The following is a 19314-nucleotide window of genomic DNA, read 5'->3' as shown; positions in this document are numbered from 1 at the left end:
GACGCACCCTGTGTCGCTGCCTACAACGTTCTGTTCGGCTTGGGCGTGGGCCTGTTGGGGCAGGTCCCGCGTCGCTTGGAGCTAGGGTTTCGGGCACCTCGACGGGTTGGGGGACCTGCCGGTTTGCCCGGTTATGGAGTTGTTCAGGCCTCGCTGCGCTGCTGCGGGATGCCCGCGAGCAGAGCGCGGACCTCGGCCTCGCGGTAGCGGCGGTGCCCGCCGAGCGTGCGGATGGACGTGAGCTTGCCGGCCTTCGCCCACCGCGTGACCGTCTTCGGGTCCACGCGGAACATCGTGGCGACCTCAGCCGGGGTCAGCAGCGGCTCGGCATCAGGGGTGCGAGCGGTCATGAGCGGCCTCCTCGGGAGAACCGAACCTTCTCGGTTCTTTCCTCTAAATTCTGCACCTTGACCCGCGTTGCCCGAAATGGCGGACGCGGGCCGAGTCGGTTATAGGACGAACGGCTTGTCCTCGGCACTACAACTACACCATCTGTCCAGCCACGTCGGCCAAACCGATGGAATTGCCCTCCCAGGTGTTCATCAGCGACGGAAGCCGATGGACCATGCCATAGCGGACAGTCACGCCACTGTGACGATCAGTCACAGGACGATCAGGAGTCACCAGACCCCCCAAAGCGTGCAATGCTGAGAATCCGCCCACAATGGAGCACACGCGGACGGACGGAGTCCTCCCCGGACTCCTTGTCCTATTTTGGCATGAGGGGCGGCAAGAGGCGCAAGGGCCGCGTAAGTGCCGTCCATCACCCTTGAGGCAAAAGTCCAGATCGGGACCAACATCCCGTCACCTGGTCAAGTGGCCTAGACCGTACGACGTTCGACGCCGTTCGAGCCGTGACGTACGTCACTCTTGCGGCGTTTCCGGAACTTCAGTTCGCCGAGCGCCGGTCCCGTACCGCCCGCCAGCGCTCCACGAGGCGCACGTACGCCTCCCCGGCCGCCTCCCCGTCGCCCCGGCGCAGCGCGTCGATGCCGTCGGCCACGTCCGCCGCCGAGTGGTCGTCCTCCAGCTCACCGGCCGGCAGCACGTGCACCAGGCCGCCGTAGTCCAGCTCCACGAGCGAGCGCGGGTGGAACTCCTCCAGCCAGCGGCCGACGTCCACCAGGCCGTCGATCAGCGGGCTCTCCTCGACGGTGTCCCTCAGGGCGCGCAGGCCCCGCGCCACCCGCCGCCGGGCCTGCACCATCGGCGTGCGGTAGCGCAGCAGCGGCGGCACCTCCGCGGTGCCCTTGTCATAGCGCCGCTCCTCGTCGGAGACGAGCACGAACCAGTTCAGCGGCACCTGCCAGGTCGCCGTACGGATCCACGGGCGGGCGTCGGGGTTGCGGGCGAGCCAGCGCTCGTAGTCCTGGGCGGCCTGGCGGCGTACGACCGGTGGCAGCACCGCGTCCAGGACCGGCGCCGGCAGTTCCTCCGCCAGCTCGCCCAGCGCCTGCCAGCCTCGCAGCCGGGTCCGCCAGGGGCACACGCAGACCACGCCGTCGACCTCCAGCACGAAGGCGTCGCTGCTCTCGTGCACCGGCACCGCGACCGGCGGGGTGGGCAGCAAGTCGGCGAGGGAGCGTCGCAGTTCGTCCTGGTACGAGGGGCGGTCGGTGCGGCGGGCGTAGCGCGTCCAGTGGCTGCGCTCCGGCTCCGGGAAGGCGCCCAGCGGCTCGTACACGCGCAGATACGCGGCATAGGGGACGACCACGGAGGACACCTTCGGCACGCCTGCTCCCTCCCCAACGGACCCGGCTCGAAACACTGCAAATCGTGCCACGGTCATGCGTGCGCGAACGCCCCTGGAGAGTGATCCTGAACACTGCGCGGATGGTGGTCGTGCCGAGGCTCTACGCTCATGCCACGGCACCCCGCCACCCGCACGGGGTCCGACCCCACTCGCCGCTATTTACACAGGAGTCACCACAGTGACCGACGTAACCGGCGCGCCCGCTGATGTCCTGCACACCCTGTTCCACTCGGACCAGGGAGGCCATGAGCAGGTCGTGCTCTGCCAGGACCGCGCCAGCGGCCTCAAGGCCGTGATCGCCATCCACTCCACCGCCCTGGGCCCGGCCCTCGGCGGCACGCGCTTCTACCCGTACGCGACCGAGGCCGAGGCGATCGCCGACGCCCTCAACCTCGCGCGCGGGATGTCGTACAAGAACGCCATGGCCGGTCTCGACCACGGCGGCGGGAAGGCCGTGATCATCGGCGACCCGGAGCGCGACAAGACCGAGGAACTGCTCCTCGCCTACGGCCGCATGGTCGCCTCGCTCGGTGGCCGCTACGTCACCGCCTGCGACGTCGGCACCTATGTCGCCGACATGGACGTCGTGGCCCGCGAGTGCCGCTGGACCACCGGCCGCTCCCCCGAGAACGGTGGCGCCGGCGACTCCTCCGTGCTCACCGCCTTCGGCGTCTACCAGGGCATGCGCGCCTCCGCCCAGCACCTGTGGGGCGACCCCTCGCTGCGCGGCCGCAAGGTCGGTGTCGCCGGCGTCGGCAAGGTCGGCCACCACCTGGTCAAGCACCTGCGTGACGAGGGTGCCGAGGTCGTCGTCACGGACGTGCGCACGGACGCCGTCCAGCGGATCCTCGAGCAGTACCCCGAGCGTGTGACGGCGGTCGCCGACACCGAGGAGCTGATCCGGGTCGAGGGGCTCGACATCTACGCCCCCTGCGCGCTCGGCGGCGCCCTGAACGACGACTCCGTCCCGGTGCTCACCGCCAGGGTGGTCTGCGGCGCGGCCAACAACCAGCTCGCCCACCCGGGCGTGGAGAAGGACCTGGCCGACCGCGGGATCCTCTACGCGCCGGACTACGTGGTGAACGCCGGCGGGGTCATCCAGGTGGCCGACGAGTTGCACGGGTTCGACTTCGACCGGTGCAAGGCGAAGGCGGCGAAGATCTTCGACACCACGCTGGCCATATTCGCACGTGCGAAGGATGACGGGATTCCGCCGGCCGCCGCGGCCGACCGGATCGCCGAGCAGCGGATGGCCGAGGCCCGCGCGGGACACGCCGCGCTGTGAGCCGGTCGCACGGGTGAGCGGTACCCGTCGGCGGGAACTTAGAGAGAACTCTCACTTCCACCGGCGGGTCGTTCCCCGATAAGTGGTTAAAATCGCCACTGACCAGCGAGGACAGGGCGCCTCGAAGGTCCTGGGCACACGCGCGTGCTGCGGGCGACGTACCGTATGGGCGCGGGCTCAGGTACCGTGGAAGCCCTACGGACCGGCCTCTCCGCGGAGGGTCCGTTCCGGATCATGAACGCGTGTCAGACTCTGGGGCCGTCGAGCCCCGTCACCGAGGGGGTCGAGCCATGGGGCGCGGCCGGGCCAAGGCCAAGCAGACAAAGGTCGCCCGCCAGCTGAAGTACAACAGCGGTGGGACTGACCTGTCACGTCTGGCCAGTGAACTGGGCGCATCGACTTCGAGCCAGCCGCCGAACAGCGAGCCGTTCGAGGACGATGAGAACGACGAGGACGATCTCTACTCTCGTTACGCCGACCTCTACGAGGACGACGACGAGGAAGAGGACGACAACGATCCTCACCAACAGCACCGTCGCGGCGCTTGACCTTGCAGTGACCAGTCCGGTCGGTGGCACAGCCACCGACCGGTTTCTGTGCTGTGCGCACGGTCGCCGGCCGCGGGATCAGGCGGCGTAGTCCCCCACCAGCTCCGCGCCGGTCGCGTTGTCGCCACGCTCGGTGATCTCGCCGGCCACCCATGCGTCGACACCGCGGTCGGCCAGGGTCGCGAGCGCCACCTCGGCGGACTCCGCGGGGACGATCGCCATCATGCCGACGCCCATGTTGAGGGTCTTCTCCAGCTCCAGGCGCTCGACGTTCCCGGTCTTCCCGACCAGGTCGAAGATCGCGCCCGGGGCCCAGGTGGAACGGTCGACGACCGCGTGCAGCCCGTCGGGGATCACCCGGGCCAGGTTGGCCGCCAGGCCGCCGCCGGTGATGTGCGAGAACGCGTGCACGTCCGTGGTGCGGGTCAGCGCCAGGCAGTCCAGCGAGTAGATCTTCGTGGGCTCCAGCAGCTCCTCGCCGAGGCTGCGGCCGAGCTCGGCGACCTCCGTCTCCAGGGCCAGGCCGGCGGTGTTCAGCAGGACGTGGCGGACCAGGGAGTACCCGTTCGAGTGAAGCCCGGAGGACGCCATGGCGATCACCGCGTCGCCCGTACGGATGCGATCCGCGCCGAGCAGCCGGTCGGCTTCCACGACGCCCGTACCGGCCCCGGCGACATCGAAGTCGTCCTCGCCCAGCAGACCCGGGTGCTCGGCCGTCTCGCCGCCCACCAGGGCGCAGCCGGCGAGCACACAGCCCTCGGCGATGCCCTTCACGATGGCCGCGACGCGCTCGGGGTGGACCTTGCCGACACAGATGTAGTCGGTCATGAACAGCGGCTCGGCACCGCAGACCACGATGTCGTCCATGACCATGGCCACCAGGTCGTGGCCGATGGTGTCGTAGACGCCCATGCGGCGCGCGATGTCGACCTTGGTGCCGACGCCGTCCGTGGCGGAGGCGAGGAGGGGACGCTCGTAGCGCTTGAGGGCGGAGGCGTCGAAGAGGCCGGCGAAACCGCCGAGGCCGCCGATGACCTCGGGGCGCCGGGTCTTCTTCACCCACTCCTTCATCAGCTCGACGGCGCGGTCGCCCGCCTCGATGTCGACGCCCGCCGCTGCGTAGCTGGCGCCGGTTCCCGCGTGCGGAGCACGCTGATCGTATTCAGCAGACATGACTGTGAGAGCTTTCGTGTCGTACGCGGGATGGTTACGGGCGACGGATCGCGTCGGCCGCGGCCGTGGCGGCGGGACCGGCCGCCAGCTCGGTCTCCAGGAGCTGCTTGCCGAGCAGCTCGGGGTCCGGCAGCTCCATCGGGTACTCGCCGTCGAAGCAGGCGCGGCACAGGTTCGGCTTGGCGATGGTGGTCGCCTCGATCATGCCGTCGATGGAGATGTAGGCGAGCGAGTCGGCGCCGAGGCTGGTGCCGATCTCCTCGATGGTCATGCCGTTGGCGATGAGCTCCGCGCGCGTGGCGAAGTCGATGCCGAAGAAGCAGGGCCACTTCACGGGCGGCGAGGAGATCCGGATGTGGACCTCGGCGGCGCCCGCCTCGCGGAGCATGCGGACCAGGGCCCGCTGGGTGTTGCCGCGCACGATGGAGTCGTCGACGACGACCAGGCGCTTGCCCTTGATGACTTCCTTCAGCGGGTTCAGCTTCAGGCGAATGCCGAGCTGGCGGATGGTCTGCGAGGGCTGGATGAAGGTCCGGCCGACGTAGGCGTTCTTCACGAGACCCGCACCGAAGGGGATGCCGGAGGCCTCCGCGTAGCCGATGGCGGCCGGCGTGCCGGACTCCGGGGTCGCTATGACCAGGTCGGCCTCGACGGGGGCTTCCTTGGCGAGCCGGCGGCCCATCTCCACGCGGGAGAGGTACACGTTCCGGCCGGCGATGTCGGTGTCCGGGCGGGCCAGGTACACGTACTCGAAGACACAGCCCTTGGGCTTCGCTTCTGCGAATCGCGAGCTGCGCAGGCCGTTCTCGTCGATGGCGACGAACTCGCCCGGCTCGATCTCGCGGACGAAGCTGGCACCGCAGATGTCCAGGGCGGCGGACTCGGAGGCGACCACCCAGCCGCGCTCCAGCCGGCCGAGGACCAGCGGGCGGATGCCCTGCGGGTCACGGGCGGCGTACAGGGTGTGCTCGTCCATGAAGACGAGCGAGAAGGCGCCCCGGACCTTCGGGAGGACCTGGTGGGCGGCCTCCTCGATGGTCAGCGGCTTGCCGTCCTCGTCGACCTGGGCGGCGAGCAGGGCCGTCAGCAGGTCGGTGTCGTTCGTGGCCGCGACCCGGGCGGAGCGGCTGTGGTTGTCGTTCGGCAGCTCGGCGACCATCTCGGCGAGCTGGGCCGTGTTGACCAGATTGCCGTTGTGGCCGAGCGCGATCGAGCCGTGCGCGGTGGCGCGGAACGTCGGCTGGGCGTTCTCCCACACGGAGGCGCCGGTGGTCGAGTAGCGGGCGTGTCCGACCGCGATATGACCCTGGAGGGAACCGAGCGAGGTCTCGTCGAAGACCTGGGAGACCAGGCCCATGTCCTTGAAGACGAGGATCTGGGAGCCGTTGCTGACCGCGATTCCCGCGGATTCCTGACCCCGGTGCTGGAGGGCGTAGAGCCCGAAGTACGTGAGCTTTGCGACCTCTTCGCCCGGAGCCCAGACACCGAAGACGCCGCAAGCGTCCTGGGGGCCCTTCTCGCCGGGAAGCAGATCGTGATTGAGTCGACCGTCACCACGTGGCACGCCACCGAGTGTAGGCGAGGTCGACCACTGGTCCGAATTGGGGATACCTGCCTCCCTCAGATCTCGGATAACCGATCAGCTTGTCAGTTTCCGCGTTTGTGCAGGTCAGGGGCGCGACCGCAGCTCTCCGTCGAGCGCCGGGGGCCTGCCGCGCGGCGTTCGCGCGGGCGTCAGCCCAGGGCGTGAGTGAGGCGTCGCACATCATCCGGCCGCGTTGCGGCTCAGGTGGATGCGGTCACCGTCGCCGTCGGTGAGCGTCAGCTTGCCGTCCTCGCCCTTGGCGACGAGTGTGCCGGTGGTGAGGGCGCGGGACAGGGCGCGCTCGAAGGCCATCCGGTCCGGGGCGCAGGCCATCCGGGTCGTGCGCAGATCACCGAAGGTGATCCGGTCGCCGTGGACCGTGGCGCGGGCGCTGAACTGGTTGCAGCCGAGGTTGCCGGCCGCCTTGCCGTCAGGGTCGATGCGCAGGCGTGCGGTGTCGGGCGCGTCGCGGGTCGTGCCGCCGACGGTGAGACTGTCGACGCGCCAGTCGACGCCGGTCACGGGCTGTGGGGCGGTCACCGCCCCACTGTCCGCCCTTCCGGTGCCGCACGCCACCGTGAGCGCGACGAACAGGGCCGCCGCCGGAGTGCGGATCATGCGGTTCTTGTACCGGTTCATACGGGTTCGACGGGCCGACGGTACGACCGGTTCCGCTGCCTGCGCCCTACGACATCAGCGGCAGCAGCCCCCCGATGTCCGCGCGCTCCCCACTGGCGCTCACCTTGGCGTCCGCCACGGCGTCCTTCCAGCTCTCGCGGCCGGCGGCGAGCCGGATCCAGGTCAGCGGGTCGGTCTCCACGACGTTCGGCGGGGTGCCACGGGTGTGCCGGGGCCCCTCGACGCACTGCACCACGGCGTACGGCGGCACGCGCACCTCGGTGGAGCCGCCGGGCGCCTTCACGGCGAGGGCGTCGGCGAGCAGCCGAGTGGCGGCGGCCAGGGCCTGGCGGTCGTACGGCACGTCCAGGCCGGGCACGGCGGCGTTCAGGTCGTCGGTGTGGACGACGAGTTCGACGGTGCGGGTGACCAGGTAGTCGTCGATGGACATCCCACCGGCACTCGTCCGGAGGATCCGGCTGCCCGGATACTCGTCGAGGAGGGCGCGCAGGGACTGGTCGATGTCCCCGAGGTAGGCGTCGAGGTCGGGCTGTTCGGCGGCGAGGTTGCGGGTGAACTCGTCGATGGCCGCGGAGTTGGCCGCAGTGGCGAAAGGCCAATCGAGCAGCACGGCGTCCGCCTTGGGCGGCTCGGGCAGGGCGAGCGCCCGGTGGATCGCGGTGAGGGCCATGCCGATGTGCACGACCAGCTCGCGTACGGTCCACTCGCCGAGCCGCGTGGGCAGGGCGAGTCGCTCGGGGCCCAGACCTCGTACGGTCTCGCGCACGTTTCCGAACTGGGCGAGGACGGCCGCCCGGGTCCTGGCGGGGTCGTAACTGCGGGGGCGCTTCTTGGCCGGTGGCATGGCCGTGAGCCTATGCCTTGACGGCGTAGGCCTTCAGGCCGTTTTCGACCAGGGCGACGGTGTGCCGGGAGCGGCCGCCGACGTCGGTCGCGCCCGCGCCGACGCTCTCGGCAGGTCCGCCCCGTTCCCGCGCGCTTCGCCCGGAGGTCGGAGGGCGGACAGGCGCGGTCCCGCAGCACCGGTGCCCCCGGGACGAGCCGGCGGATACGACGGGGCCCGGCCCGGGATCCAGGCCGGTCGAGGGTCACGCCGCTCGATCATTCGAGGAACTGGCGGCATACGGCCGCCACCGCGGATCGGCGCCGTGGCCGCCACTGCGGCGTCCCCGCTGCTCGCCCCGCGGCTGCCGAGGGTCCGGTCCGCGGCGGCGGAGCCCGCCGGGAACCCGTCGGCGCAGGAGAAGGGCCCCGCCCGGCTTCGTCCGGGTGGGGCCCTCGTCGGCCGCGCCTACGCCAGCAGCGCCGGGATGGTCTCCTCGTGGAGCCTCCGCAGCTCCTCCAGGGTGAGCGCGAACTCGCCCTGGACCTCGACCGTGTCACCGTCCACGACACCGATGCGGGTGGCGGGCAGACCCCGTGCCCCGCACATGTCGTTGAAGCGGACCTCCTCCGAGCGCGGCACGGCGACGATCGCACGCCCGGCCGACTCGGAGAACAGGAAGGTGAAGGCGTCCAGGCCGTCCGGCACGACCAGCCGCGCGCCCTTGCCGCCGAGCAGAGCGGACTCCACGACCGCCTGCACCAGGCCGCCGTCGGACAGGTCGTGCGCGGAGTCGATCATGCCGTCGCGGGAGGCGGAGATCAGGATCTCGGCCAGCAGCCGCTCACGCTCCAGGTCGACCTGCGGGGGCAGTCCGCCGAGGTGGTCGTGGACCACCTGGGACCAGGCCGAGCCGCCGAACTCCTCGCGGGTGTCGCCGAGGAGGTAGAGCAGCTGGCCCTCCTCCTGGAAGGCGACCGGCGTGCGGCGCGCGACGTCGTCGATCACACCGAGGACCGCGACCACCGGCGTCGGGTGGATGGCCGCCTCGCCCGTCTGGTTGTAGAGCGAGACGTTGCCGCCGGTCACCGGGGTGCCGAGCTGCTGACAGGCGTCCGCCAGACCGCGCACGGCCTCCGCGAACTGCCACATCACCGCCGGGTCCTCGGGCGAGCCGAAGTTCAGGCAGTCCGACACCGCGAGCGGCTTGGCGCCCGTCGTCGCCACGTTCCGGTAGGCCTCGGCCAGGGCGAGCTGCGCGCCCGTGTAGGGGTCGAGCTTGGCGTAGCGGCCGTTGCCGTCCGTCGCGATGGCCACGCCCAGGCCGGTCTCCTCGTCCACGCGGATCATGCCGGAGTCCTCCGGCTGCGCGAGGACGGTGTTGCCCTGCACCAGGTGGTCGTACTGCTGGGTGATCCACTTCTTGGAGGCCTGGTTCGGGGACCCCACCAGCTTCAGGACCTGGTCCCTCAGCTCCTGCGACGTCGCGGGCCTCGGCAGCTTGTTCGCGTCGTCGGCCTGGAGGGCGTCCTGCCAGTCCGGGCGGGCGTACGGGCGCTCGTACGTCGGGCCCTCGTGGGCGACCGTGCGCGGGTCGACGTCCACGATCTTCCCGCCGTGCCAGAAGATCTCCAGGCGGTCGCCGTCGGTCACCTCACCGATGACCGTCGCGATGACGTCCCACTTCGCGCAGATCTCCAGGAACCGGTCGACCTTCTCCGGCTCCACGACGGCGCACATGCGTTCCTGCGACTCGCTCATGAGGATCTCCTCGGGAGACAGGGTCGAGTCGCGCAGCGGGACGTCGTCCAGGGTGACGCGCATGCCGCCGGAGCCGTTGGAGGCGAGCTCGCTCGTCGCACACGACAGACCGGCCGCCCCCAGGTCCTGGATACCGACGACCAGCTTCTCCTGGAAGGCCTCCAGGGTGCACTCGATGAGGAGCTTCTCCTGGAAGGGGTCGCCGACCTGGACGGCGGGCCGCTTCGACGGCTTGGCGTCGTCGAAGGTCTCGGACGCGAGGATCGACGCGCCGCCGATGCCGTCACCTCCGGTCCGGGCGCCGTACAGGATGACCTTGTTGCCCGCGCCGGAGGCCTTGGCGAGGTGGATGTCCTCGTGCCGCATCACACCGATGGCACCGGCGTTGACCAGCGGGTTTCCCTGGTAGCAGGCGTCGAAGACGACTTCGCCGCCGATGTTGGGCAGGCCCAGGCAGTTGCCGTAGCCGCCGATGCCCGCGACCACGCCCGGAAGCACCCGCTTGGTGTCGGGATGGTCCGCGGCGCCGAAGCGCAGCGGGTCGACCACGGCCACCGGCCTGGCACCCATCGCGATGATGTCGCGGACGATGCCGCCGACACCCGTGGCCGCGCCCTGGTAGGGCTCGACGTAGGAGGGGTGGTTGTGCGACTCGACCTTGAAGGTGACCGCGTAGCCCTGGCCGACGTCCACCACGCCGGCGTTCTCACCGATGCCGACGAGCAGCGCGTCGCTCTGCGGGGCCTTCTCTCCGAACTGGCGGAGGTGGACCTTGGAGGACTTGTACGAGCAGTGCTCGGACCACATGACCGAGTACATGGCGAGCTCGGCGCCGGTCGGGCGGCGGCCGAGGATCTCCACCACCCGCTCGTACTCGTCCTTCTTCAGGCCGAGTTCGGCCCAGGGCAGCTCGACGTCGGGGGTCGCGGCCGCGTGCTCGACCGTGTCCAGAGGCGTCCGGCTCATGCGTTGACCAGCTTCTTGAGGATCGAGGTGAAGAACGGGAGGCCGTCGGTACGGCCCGTACCGACCAGCGGCTCGACGGCGTGCTCGGGGTGCGGCATCAGGCCGACGACGTTGCCCGCCTCGTTGGTGATGCCGGCGATGTCGTTGAGCGAGCCGTTGGGGTTGAAGTCCAGGTACCGGAATGCGACCCGGCCCTCGGCCTCCAGCTTGTCCAGCGTGTACTGGTCGGCGACGTACCGGCCGTCCATGTTCTTCAGCGGGATGTGGATCTCCTGGCCCGCGCGGTAGTCGCTGGTCCAGGCGGTCTGCGCGTTCTCCACCCGCAGCTTCTGGTCGCGGCAGATGAAGTGGAGGTGGTCGTTGCCGAGCATGCCCCCGGGAAGGAGATGGGCCTCGGTGAGGATCTGGAAGCCGTTGCAGATGCCGAGGACCGGAAGACCGGACTTCGCCTGCTCGATGACGGACTCCATCACCGGCGAGAACCGGGAGATGGCACCGGCGCGCAGATAGTCGCCGTAGGAGAAACCACCGGGCAGGACCACGGCGTCGACCTGCTTGAGGTCCTTGTCCTTGTGCCACAGGGCGACCGGTTCGGCGCCCGCGAGGCGGATCGCGCGCTGGGCATCCTGGTCGTCGAGGCTGCCCGGGAAAGTGACGACGCCAATACGAGCGGTCACTTGGCCGCCTCCGCGACTTCTTCGACCTTCACGGTGAAGTCCTCGATCACGGTGTTGGCGAGGAAGGATTCCGCAAGATCGTGGATGCGGGCGAGCGCGGCCTCGTCGACCGGCCCGTCAACTTCCAGTTCGAATCGCTTTCCCTGACGGACGTCCGAGATCCCTTCGAAACCCAGACGCGGCAGCGCACGCTGGACCGCCTGGCCCTGGGGGTCGAGGATCTCCGGCTTGAGCATGACGTCGACTACGACGCGTGCCACTGGCACTCCCGGTGTTGTGGTGCTGAGCAGGTCCCTTCAGACTACCCGCACAAAATTTCTACGCGGGTAGAGTTGTAGGAAACTACGTGAGGCGCATCACGATCGGGTGTCGGAGCGGTACGGCCGAGAAAAGTTCTGGGAAAGTTCCACAGTCCGCCTCGTTCACCTATTGTCTTCGGACACGCGGACGGATTTAGTCGGGCTTCACTTTGCATTGCCGGGCACTGTACAAATGAATTGGCAATAGCCGATACTCGGCACGTCATCGCCGTTGAGCTGTATCGACGTGCCGCACGAAGGGACCGATATTCGTGGCGCAAAAGGTCGTGGTCACGCTCTTTGACGACATCGACGGCTCGGAAGCGGCGGAAACGATCGCCTTCGGACTCGACGGCAAGTCGTACGAGATCGACCTGAACGAAACCAACGCCAGGAAACTGCGCAAGGCGCTCGCGCCCTACGTCGAGGCCGGCCGCAAGCGGTCGCGCTCCGGCAAGGCGTACAAGCAGACGGAGGTCGCCCCCGACCCGGCGGCCGTCCGTGCCTGGGCCCAGGCCAACAAGATGGACGTCCCGGCCCGCGGACGCATCCCCAAGAAGGTCTACGAGGCGTTCAGCGCCGCGCAGTGAGGCGCGCGCCGGGAGCCGTCGTGAGCGGCCGGCCGCACGAGCCCGCGAAGGGGCAGTCCTCAGGGTCCGTCAGCGGGCCCTGGGGGCCGCGCACTTGGCCGGCGGCGGGTCCTGCGGAGGGCCGACTTGCGCTACCCCCCTGCTGATCAGCTAATGTCTGGGACACGCCGAGGGGCGAGGGCGAAAGGCCGGAACCCCGAGGACCATGCGGGTGTAGTTCAGTAGCAGAACATCCCCCTTCCAGGGGGAAGGCGCAGTGTGCGATTCCTGTCACCCGCTCTGGCACCGGTCACGGCCACTCCTGTGGATCAGGTAGGCTGGTGCTCGCACCGATCGGTGGGAGCCGGTCGGGAGCAGTGCGGACGTAGCTCAGTTGGTAGAGCGCAACCTTGCCAAGGTTGAGGTCGCGAGTTCGAGCCTCGTCGTCCGCTCGGGAAAAAGACCCCGGTCCAGTGGACCGGGGTCTTCTCGTTGTCCGCTCCCGTCCGTTCCGGCCCCCCTGACATTTGTCATGGCGAGCGGTGACAGCGCGCACTGCCGAACCGGTCCGGCCGCCGGGACGCTGGCCGCATGGTTATCGACGACGAGCACGTGATCGAGGTCACCGACCTCCGGCGTGTCTACGGGGGCGGGTTCGAAGCCGTACGCGGACTCGACTTCTCCGTGGCACGCGGGGAGATCTTCGCCCTGCTCGGCACCAACGGCGCCGGCAAGACATCGACGGTCGAACTGCTGGAGGGCCTCGCCGCACCCACCGGCGGCCGCGTCCGCGTCCTCGGCCACGATCCCTACCGCGAACGGGCCGCCGTACGGCCCCGCACCGGCGTGATGCTCCAGGAAGGCGGCTTCCCGGCCGAGCTGACCGTCGCCGAGACGGCCAGGATGTGGGCGGGGTGCACCAGCCGGGCGCGGCCGGAGGGCGAAGTGCTGGGTCTGGTGGGGCTCGCGGACAGGCACGGGGTGCGGGTCAAGCAGCTGTCCGGCGGGGAGCGCAGGCGGCTGGACCTCGCGCTCGCCCTGCTCGGCGATCCCGAGGTGCTGTTCCTCGACGAGCCGACGACCGGGCTCGACGCGGAAGGCCGCCGGGACACCTGGGAGTTGGTGCGTGCCCTGCGCGACGCGGGCTCGACCGTGCTGCTCACCACGCACCATCTGGAGGAGGCCGAGGTCCTCGCCGACCGGCTCGCCATCCTGCACGAGGGCCGGATCGCCGCCTGCGGTACCCCGGCCGAGGTCACCGCGGGCCGGCCCTCCCGGATGTCCTTCGAACTGCCCGAGGGCTACTTCCTCGGCGATCTGCCGCCGCTGGCCGCCCTCGGCGTCTGTGAGCACGACAGCGACGGCAGGTTCGTACGGCTGCGCACGGCCCAGTTGCAGCGCACCGCGACCGCGGTGCTGACCTGGGCCGAGCAGGCGGGCGTCGAACTGACCGCCCTGGACGTGCGCTCCGCCTCGCTGGAGGAAGCGTTTCTGGGCATCGCCCGGGAGCGGCAGGGGGCGGCGTGAAGGGGGTCGGCACGCGGGCCGGGCGTGGCGGTACCGGCGGGGCTGAAGGGGGCAGCGGAGCCGGGGAGCACACCGGATTCCAGGGGGCGGGAGGTGCTGGAAGGTTCAGCGGGACCGGTGGGGCAATCGACGGTGCTGTGGACGTGACCACGGCCGGAGTGCGCGGCAGGGCGGAGCGCGCACCGGAGTCGAGCAGAGCGCGCACCGGAGTCGAGGGGACCGGCCGGGCCACGGGGAGCAGCGGGGCCCCCGGGGACGGCCGGCCGGGAGCGGGGACGGAGGGGGCTGCGGTGGGCGGCGTTCGGATGGTGGGGTTCGGTGGGGGAAGCGGGGGACCCGGGGTGGTCCGGCGGCGGCTGGGGGCGCTCGCGCGGGCGGAGCTCGCTCTGCTCGGGCGCAACCGCGGGGTCGTGGTCACCGCGCTGGCCGTGCCGCTGCTGCTGCCGTTCAGCGTGCGGCCGGCCTTCGACCGGCTGGACCTGAAGAAGCACGGGCTGACCGTCGGCACCACCATGCTGACGGCCGCGATCGGCTTCTCCTTCCTCTTCGCCGTGTACACGTCCCTGGTCAACGCCTACGTCGCCCGCCGGGAGGAACTCGTCCTCAAACGGCTGCGCACCGGAGAACTCTCCGACGCCGAGATCCTCACCGGCACCGCACTGCCCGCGCTCGCCCTCGGGCTCGCCCAGGCGCTGGTGCTGTGTGCCGGGTGCGTGGCCGTGCTGCACACCGGCGCGCCCAGGGCGCCGTATCTGATCCTGCCGGGGCTGGTGGCCGGTTACCTGGTCAGTGCCGCGCTCGCCGCGCTCACCGCTTCCTTCACCGGAACCGTGGAGAGCGGCCAGGTCACCGCGCTGCCGCTGATGGTCCTCTCGATGGTCGGCTCCGGTATCACCATCCCGACCGAGGCCCTGCCCGACCGGCTGGCCGCCGTCTGCCAACTGCTCCCGCTGTCCCCGGCGATCCGGCTCTTCCGCGGTGGCTGGACGGGCCAGTTGGGCACGGGCGAGGTACTCGGCGCCCTCGCGACCGCGCTGGCCTGGATCATCCTGGCGGTGTTTGCTGTACGACGGCGGTTCCGGTGGGAGCCGCGGCGCTGAGGGGCGGGGGGACGCGCGGATGGTCGGGCGCATACGGCGCTGGCAGCGACGGCACTGGGGAGACCGCAGCAAGGCCGAGCGGGTCGAGCTGTACAGCCTCCTCACCTGGTGCTGCACGGTCTGGTTCATCATGGGCTGCTGGGTGCTGCTGCCGATGCACGGCGGCCTCGCCCACCGGCCCGTGGCGATGGTCCTCGGCGCGCTCCTCGCCCTCGTGGCGATCGGGCAGTGCGTGCTCGCCACCGGGCTCACCAGGACCGTGCTCGACCACTACCTGGGGCGCGCGGAGCTGCCGGCCGGCGCCCAGCGCGCACCGGCTGTGCTGCTGGGGCTGGCCCTGGTACTGATCACGACGCTCGCAGGGCTGGACGCGGCGACCCCGATGCTGGTCCGCTTCGCGATCGCCGGCTGCCTGCTGCCGTTCGCGTTGCTCTACGGACTCACCGTCCCGGTGGGGGTGTTCCTGCGCCGGTCTGCGACGTTCACGGTCCTGCTGGCGGCTGCCGTCGGGCTCGCCGACCACGACGGCTTCGGCCTGGTCGCGACCGTCGGGATCACCGTTTTCCAGGGGATCTTCGCGCTGCTCGCCGGCCGCTGCGGCGCCTGGACCCTGGCCGTGCTGTGGGAGGCCGAACGCGCCCGCGAGGTCGAGGCGCGGCTCGCCGTCGCCGAGGAACGGCTGCGGTTCGGGCGAGATCTGCACGACGTGCTGGGGCGGAACCTGTCGGTGATCTCGCTCAAGAGCGAACTGGCCGTGCAACTGGCCCGGCGGGGGCGGCCGGAGGCCGTGGAGCAGATGATCGAGGTGCAGCGCATCGCACAGGAGTCACAGCGGGAGGTACGGGCCGTCGTGCGGGGTTACCGTGAGGCCGACCTGGGGGTCGAACTCGCGGGCGCACAGGGGGTGTTGGCAGCCGCCGGGATCGACTGCGAGGTCCGCGCGGAGCCGACGGGGCTGCCCGCCGGGGTGCAGTCCGCGCTCGGCTGGGTGGTGCGGGAGGCGACCACCAACGTGCTGCGGCACGGGGACGCGGGGCGCTGCACGCTGTGTCTGCGGGTGCTGGAGGGGTCTGTGGTGCTGACGGTGGAGAACGACGGACAGGCCGGCAATCCCGACGGGGGTGGGGGTTCAGGGCTCGCCGGGCTGCGGGAGCGACTGGCTGCCGTCGGCGGGACCTTGGAGGCGGGTGCGGTCACCGGCGGCCGGTTCCGGGTGGTGGCAGAGGTGCCCCTGAAACAGGAAGTGAGTGACGTCACATCATGAACTCTCCGGTACGGCTGCTGCTCGCCGACGACGAACATCTGATCCGGGGCGCGCTGGCCGCGCTGCTGTCGCTGGAGGACGATCTCCTCGTGGTCGCGGAGGCGGCCGGCGGTCCCGAGGCGCTGGCGATGGCGCGGGCCCATCAACCCGATGTGGCCGTGCTGGACCTGCAGATGCCGGGCGCCGACGGTGTGAAGGTCGCCACATCCCTGCGCACCGAACTGCCCGGCTGCCAGGTGCTGATCGTCACGGGCCACGGTCGGCCCGGCCACCTGAAACGGGCGCTCGCGGCGGGGGTGCGCGGGTTCGTCCCGAAGACCGTCAGCGCCCAGCGGCTCGCCGAGATCATCCGGACCGTGCACGCCGGAAGCCGCTACGTCGACCCGGAGTTGGCCGCCGACGCGATCTCCGCCGGGGACTCCCCGCTGACCGTCCGGGAGGCCGAGGTGCTGGAGCTGGCGGCCGACGGGGCGCCGGTCGCGGAGATCGCCGAGCGGGCCGCGCTGTCCCCGGGGACCGTGCGGAACTACCTCTCCTCGGCCGTCACGAAGCTGGGCGCTGAGAACCGGCATGCGGCGGTGCGTCTCGCACGCGACCGAGGTTGGGTATAGTTGCTCTCGCGCCACGGTGCAACGCGGACGTAGCTCAGTTGGTAGAGCGCAACCTTGCCAAGGTTGAGGTCGCGAGTTCGAGCCTCGTCGTCCGCTCCAGCAAGGCCCCCGGTCCCCCGGGGGCCTTTTGCGTTACGCCCAGCTCATGCCCGTCAGCCGCTCGTACGCCTCCACGTACTTCTGCCGGGTCGCCTGGACCACCTGCTCGGGCAGCGGCGGCGGGGGCTGCTCGCTCTTGCGGTCCCAGCCGGACTCGGCGGACGTCAGCCAGTCCCGGACGAACTGCTTGTCGTACGACGGCTGGGGCCGGCCCGGCTCCCACTGGTCGGCCGGCCAGAAGCGGGAGGAGTCGGGGGTGAGGACCTCGTCGGCGAGGACGAGGCTGTCCCCGTCGAAGCCGAACTCGAACTTGGTGTCCGCCAGGACGATCCCCCGGTCGCGGGCGATGTCCCGGGCCCTCGAGTACACGGCGAGGGTGGCCTGGCGCAGCTGGGCGGCGGTCTCGGCGCCGACCTGGCGGGCGACCTCCTCGTAGGAGACGTTCTCGTCGTGCTCGCCGACCTCGGCCTTGGTGGCCGGGGTGAAGATCGGGCCGGGCAGTTCGGAGCCGTCGACGAGGCCTTCGGGGAGGGCGAGGCCGCAGACCGTGCGGGACTCGTTGTACTCCAGCAGGCCGGAGCCGGTGAGATAGCCGCGGGCCACGCACTCGACCGGGACCATCTTCAGGGACTTGCAGACCAGCGTGCGGCCCGCCCAGTCGGCGGGGGCGCCCTCGGGCACCTCGGCGCTGATCACGTGGTTGGGGGCCAGGTCGCGCAGCTGGTCGAACCACCACAGGGAGAGCTGGGTGAGCACCCGGCCCTTGTCGGGGATCTCGGTGGGCAGCACCCAGTCGTACGCGGACATGCGGTCGCTGGCGACCATCACGAGGTCGCCCGCCTCGTTCTGGTACAGCTCGCGCACCTTTCCGGTGTGCAGGTGCACCAGGCCCGGAACCTGAATCGGCTCGGGCTTTTCTACGAATCCGGACACGGTTCCTCCCCGTGGTTCTGTCCAAGTGCCTCGATTCTCCCTTATGAGGGTGATGGGTTTCGGCCAGGGTCGGCCGTGAGCCGTTCTCGGTCAGTCGCGTTTGCAGATGCGGTCCAGCAGGTTCGCCGTGGCCCGCTGGACGCGGGGGTCCACATGGCCGGGGCGGTCCAGCGCCGGGGACCAGGCGAAAGTGCCCGAGGCGAAGACCCAGGCGCCGGACGGGGCGCGGTAGAGGGAGGTCTCCTGGTGGCGCAGGGAGCCCTCACTGTCGGTGTAGGGGGAGTGGGCGAGTAGGATCCGCTCCTCGTGCGCGGGCAGCGGGGTGCGCGGGAAGTAACGGTCGGCCTCGCCGGCGACCAGGCCCTCGATCTCGTCGCCCTCGTGCGCGCCGGTCGCCTCCCACAGCCAGTGGCCGGCGTTGCGGACGATCAGCGGGTGCGGCTCGGGCACCCGGCCCGCGTACTGGATGCCGACCAGTTCCTGTTCGGGCCGGTCGATCTCGCGCCACAGCACCGGCCTGCCGGGGCCCTTGCGCTTGCGGCAGGTCAGCAGCCGGTCCGGGACACCGGAGGGGGAGGGGCCCAACTCCACCTGCCAGTACATGGTGTTGGCGGAGAGGAAGACCAGTGAGGTGCCGCGGTCGCGGGCGTTCTCGACGGCCCGGCGCATCGGCACCGACCAGTACTCGTCGTGGCCGGGGAAGACCAGGCCCCGGTAGCGGCCGGGGTCGACCCGGCCGGCGTGCAGATCGCGGGCGTCGGCGTAGGCGATGTCGTAGCCGTAACGTTCGGCCCAGCGGATGAAGTCGTAGGCGTGGCCGACGTGCAGGGGCAGGCCCGCGCCCGCGTAGGGGCGGTCGAAGGAGACCGTGGTGGCCGCGTCGGCCTCGCCCAGGAGGCGGCCCTTCTCGTCCCAGGCGTGGTAGAGGCTGGCGCCGGTACGGCCGTCCTCCGGATAGAGGTTGTACGCCTGCCAGGTGATGTCGGGCAGCAGCAGGAGCAGGTCGGCGGGGTGGTCGTCGCGGACCGTGAAGGGCACGTGGGAGCGGTAGCCGTCGGCGGTGGTGAGGACGGCCACATGGGCGCCGATCTGCCAGTGGGCGGGTACCTGGAGGCGCCAGGACAGCCACCAGTGGTGGCAGGAGACCGTGCGGTCGGCGGCCAGCGGCCGGGGCTGGACGATGCCGGACAGCCGCGGACTGGTGGTGATCTTGGCGGCGCCGTCGCCGCCGTAGTGGCCGATCCGGTAGATGTCGACGCTGAACTCCTGGGGCGGATCGACCGTGATGTGGAAGTCGATCGCCTCGCCCGGCGTGACCGCGCCGGTGGAGGTGAAGCCCTTGATCTGGCGGTGCACGTCGTCGGCCGAGCGGGGTCCGGTGCCGGCCGAACGCGGCGCGGGCACCCGGCGCATGCCGCCGGCGAGCGGCTGCGGGCTCGGGTCGACGTACCAGGGCACGACGTGACCGGTGTCGTCGAAGTAGGTCTCACTGCCACGCAGCCAGGGCACCGGGCCCTGGCCGAAGGGGTCCGTGACGGCGTGCGCGAGTGCTCCGGACTCCCAGCGGCGAATGTGGTCCGAGGCCATGGTCGCTCCCCTCCCTCAGCCCCCGTGTCGTCCTGTCTCGGTGGTGCTCGCGGTGCTCGGTGGTACGCGCAGTCCTCGGCCGTGCTGTCGTATGTCGCACGCCCTTGCCAGGTGC

The 19314-nt window shown here is 70.7% G+C and carries 18 protein-coding genes and 3 tRNA genes; 10 read left to right on the top strand and 11 right to left on the bottom strand.

Annotated features, from left to right (window positions below; translation table 11 throughout):
• Window positions 1-143: 143 nt before the first annotated feature.
• Together bldC and AB0L59_RS35400 are read right to left on the bottom strand one after the other, a co-directional pair.
• Window positions 144-350 carry a developmental transcriptional regulator BldC gene (gene bldC / locus AB0L59_RS35405; protein ID WP_003949541.1) on the bottom strand — a complete coding sequence of 69 codons (207 nt, stop codon included), beginning with the start codon at window positions 348-350 and terminating at the stop codon, window positions 144-146.
• Window positions 351-889: 539 nt separating this feature from the next.
• Window positions 890-1732 (bottom strand): hypothetical protein, encoded by an 843-nt coding sequence (locus tag AB0L59_RS35400; protein ID WP_365590760.1) that lies wholly within the window; start codon window positions 1730-1732, stop codon window positions 890-892.
• A 199-nt stretch (window positions 1733-1931) separates the two neighbouring features.
• Here AB0L59_RS35400 and AB0L59_RS35395 point away from each other — a divergent pair, with 199 nt between their 5' ends.
• Entirely contained in the window at window positions 1932-3038 is a 1107-nt protein-coding gene (locus tag AB0L59_RS35395; RefSeq protein ID WP_365590759.1) for a Glu/Leu/Phe/Val dehydrogenase dimerization domain-containing protein, read from the top strand.
• 290 nt (window positions 3039-3328) lie between these two features.
• Window positions 3329-3586 (top strand): DUF3073 domain-containing protein, encoded by a 258-nt coding sequence (locus AB0L59_RS35390; RefSeq protein WP_365590758.1) that lies wholly within the window; start codon window positions 3329-3331, stop codon window positions 3584-3586.
• A gap of 78 nt (window positions 3587-3664) precedes the next feature.
• On the opposite strand, the gene purM is transcribed toward AB0L59_RS35390, so the two are convergent.
• The 7 genes from purM to purS form a co-directional block, all read right to left on the bottom strand.
• Window positions 3665-4759, bottom strand: coding sequence for a phosphoribosylformylglycinamidine cyclo-ligase (gene purM, locus AB0L59_RS35385; protein ID WP_365590757.1), 1095 nt, complete (start codon window positions 4757-4759; stop codon window positions 3665-3667).
• A gap of 34 nt (window positions 4760-4793) precedes the next feature.
• Complete coding sequence (gene purF / locus AB0L59_RS35380; RefSeq protein WP_365590756.1) at window positions 4794-6323, bottom strand: amidophosphoribosyltransferase; 1530 nt, start codon at window positions 6321-6323, stop codon at window positions 4794-4796.
• Between the two features lie 201 nt (window positions 6324-6524).
• A complete protein-coding gene (locus AB0L59_RS35375) occupies window positions 6525-6962 on the bottom strand; it encodes an META domain-containing protein (RefSeq protein WP_365590755.1) in 438 nt (145 codons plus the stop codon).
• A 67-nt stretch (window positions 6963-7029) separates the two neighbouring features.
• Complete coding sequence (locus AB0L59_RS35370) at window positions 7030-7827, bottom strand: sterol carrier family protein (protein WP_365590754.1); 798 nt, start codon at window positions 7825-7827, stop codon at window positions 7030-7032.
• Window positions 7828-8274: 447 nt separating this feature from the next.
• Window positions 8275-10533: a phosphoribosylformylglycinamidine synthase subunit PurL gene (purL, locus tag AB0L59_RS35365; protein WP_365590753.1), complete on the bottom strand. Its 2259-nt coding sequence runs from the start codon at window positions 10531-10533 to the stop codon at window positions 8275-8277.
• A complete protein-coding gene (purQ, locus tag AB0L59_RS35360; protein WP_365590752.1) occupies window positions 10530-11210 on the bottom strand; it encodes a phosphoribosylformylglycinamidine synthase subunit PurQ in 681 nt (226 codons plus the stop codon). The genes purL and purQ overlap by 4 nt, the downstream gene beginning before the upstream one ends.
• Window positions 11207-11470, bottom strand: a complete 264-nt coding sequence (gene purS, locus AB0L59_RS35355; RefSeq protein WP_015659417.1) for a phosphoribosylformylglycinamidine synthase subunit PurS — start codon at window positions 11468-11470, stop codon at window positions 11207-11209. Before purS ends, purQ begins: the two co-directional genes overlap by 4 nt.
• 311 nt (window positions 11471-11781) lie before the next feature.
• On the opposite strand from purS, the gene AB0L59_RS35350 reads away from it, so the two are divergent.
• The 8 genes from AB0L59_RS35350 to AB0L59_RS35315 all read left to right on the top strand — a co-directional run bounded on the left by AB0L59_RS35350 (window position 11782) and on the right by AB0L59_RS35315 (window position 16679).
• Window positions 11782-12099 carry an Lsr2 family protein gene (locus tag AB0L59_RS35350; protein WP_061921893.1) on the top strand — a complete coding sequence of 106 codons (318 nt, stop codon included), beginning with the start codon at window positions 11782-11784 and terminating at the stop codon, window positions 12097-12099.
• Between the two features lie 207 nt (window positions 12100-12306).
• Window positions 12307-12378 (top strand) — tRNA-Gly (locus AB0L59_RS35345).
• Window positions 12379-12457: 79 nt separating this feature from the next.
• Window positions 12458-12530: transfer RNA gene (locus AB0L59_RS35340), tRNA-Gly, on the top strand.
• 139 nt (window positions 12531-12669) lie between these two features.
• Window positions 12670-13605, top strand: coding sequence for an ABC transporter ATP-binding protein (locus AB0L59_RS35335; protein ID WP_365590751.1), 936 nt, complete (start codon window positions 12670-12672; stop codon window positions 13603-13605).
• 305 nt (window positions 13606-13910) lie between these two features.
• A complete protein-coding gene (locus AB0L59_RS35330; protein WP_365590773.1) occupies window positions 13911-14705 on the top strand; it encodes an ABC transporter permease in 795 nt (264 codons plus the stop codon).
• A 19-nt stretch (window positions 14706-14724) separates the two neighbouring features.
• Window positions 14725-15969: a histidine kinase gene (locus AB0L59_RS35325; protein WP_365590750.1), complete on the top strand. Its 1245-nt coding sequence runs from the start codon at window positions 14725-14727 to the stop codon at window positions 15967-15969.
• Window positions 15966-16580, top strand: a complete 615-nt coding sequence (locus AB0L59_RS35320) for a response regulator transcription factor (protein WP_365590749.1) — start codon at window positions 15966-15968, stop codon at window positions 16578-16580. Before AB0L59_RS35325 ends, AB0L59_RS35320 begins: the two co-directional genes overlap by 4 nt.
• 23 nt (window positions 16581-16603) lie before the next feature.
• A tRNA-Gly gene (locus AB0L59_RS35315) sits at window positions 16604-16679 on the top strand.
• Window positions 16680-16712: 33 nt separating this feature from the next.
• Here the strand turns inward: AB0L59_RS35315 and AB0L59_RS35310 are convergent.
• Together AB0L59_RS35310 and AB0L59_RS35305 are read right to left on the bottom strand one after the other, a co-directional pair.
• Window positions 16713-17612, bottom strand: coding sequence for a phosphoribosylaminoimidazolesuccinocarboxamide synthase (locus AB0L59_RS35310; protein ID WP_365590748.1), 900 nt, complete (start codon window positions 17610-17612; stop codon window positions 16713-16715).
• A 90-nt stretch (window positions 17613-17702) separates the two neighbouring features.
• A complete protein-coding gene (locus AB0L59_RS35305) occupies window positions 17703-19199 on the bottom strand; it encodes a N,N-dimethylformamidase beta subunit family domain-containing protein (protein WP_365590747.1) in 1497 nt (498 codons plus the stop codon).
• Window positions 19200-19314: the final 115 nt, after the last annotated feature.

It is taken from the genome of Streptomyces sp. NPDC052109, from assembly GCF_040680195.1.
Lineage (GTDB): Bacteria > Actinomycetota > Actinomycetes > Streptomycetales > Streptomycetaceae > Streptomyces.
Note: the sequence above shows the minus strand (reverse complement) of the source record. Positions and strands in the feature narration are given on the sequence as shown.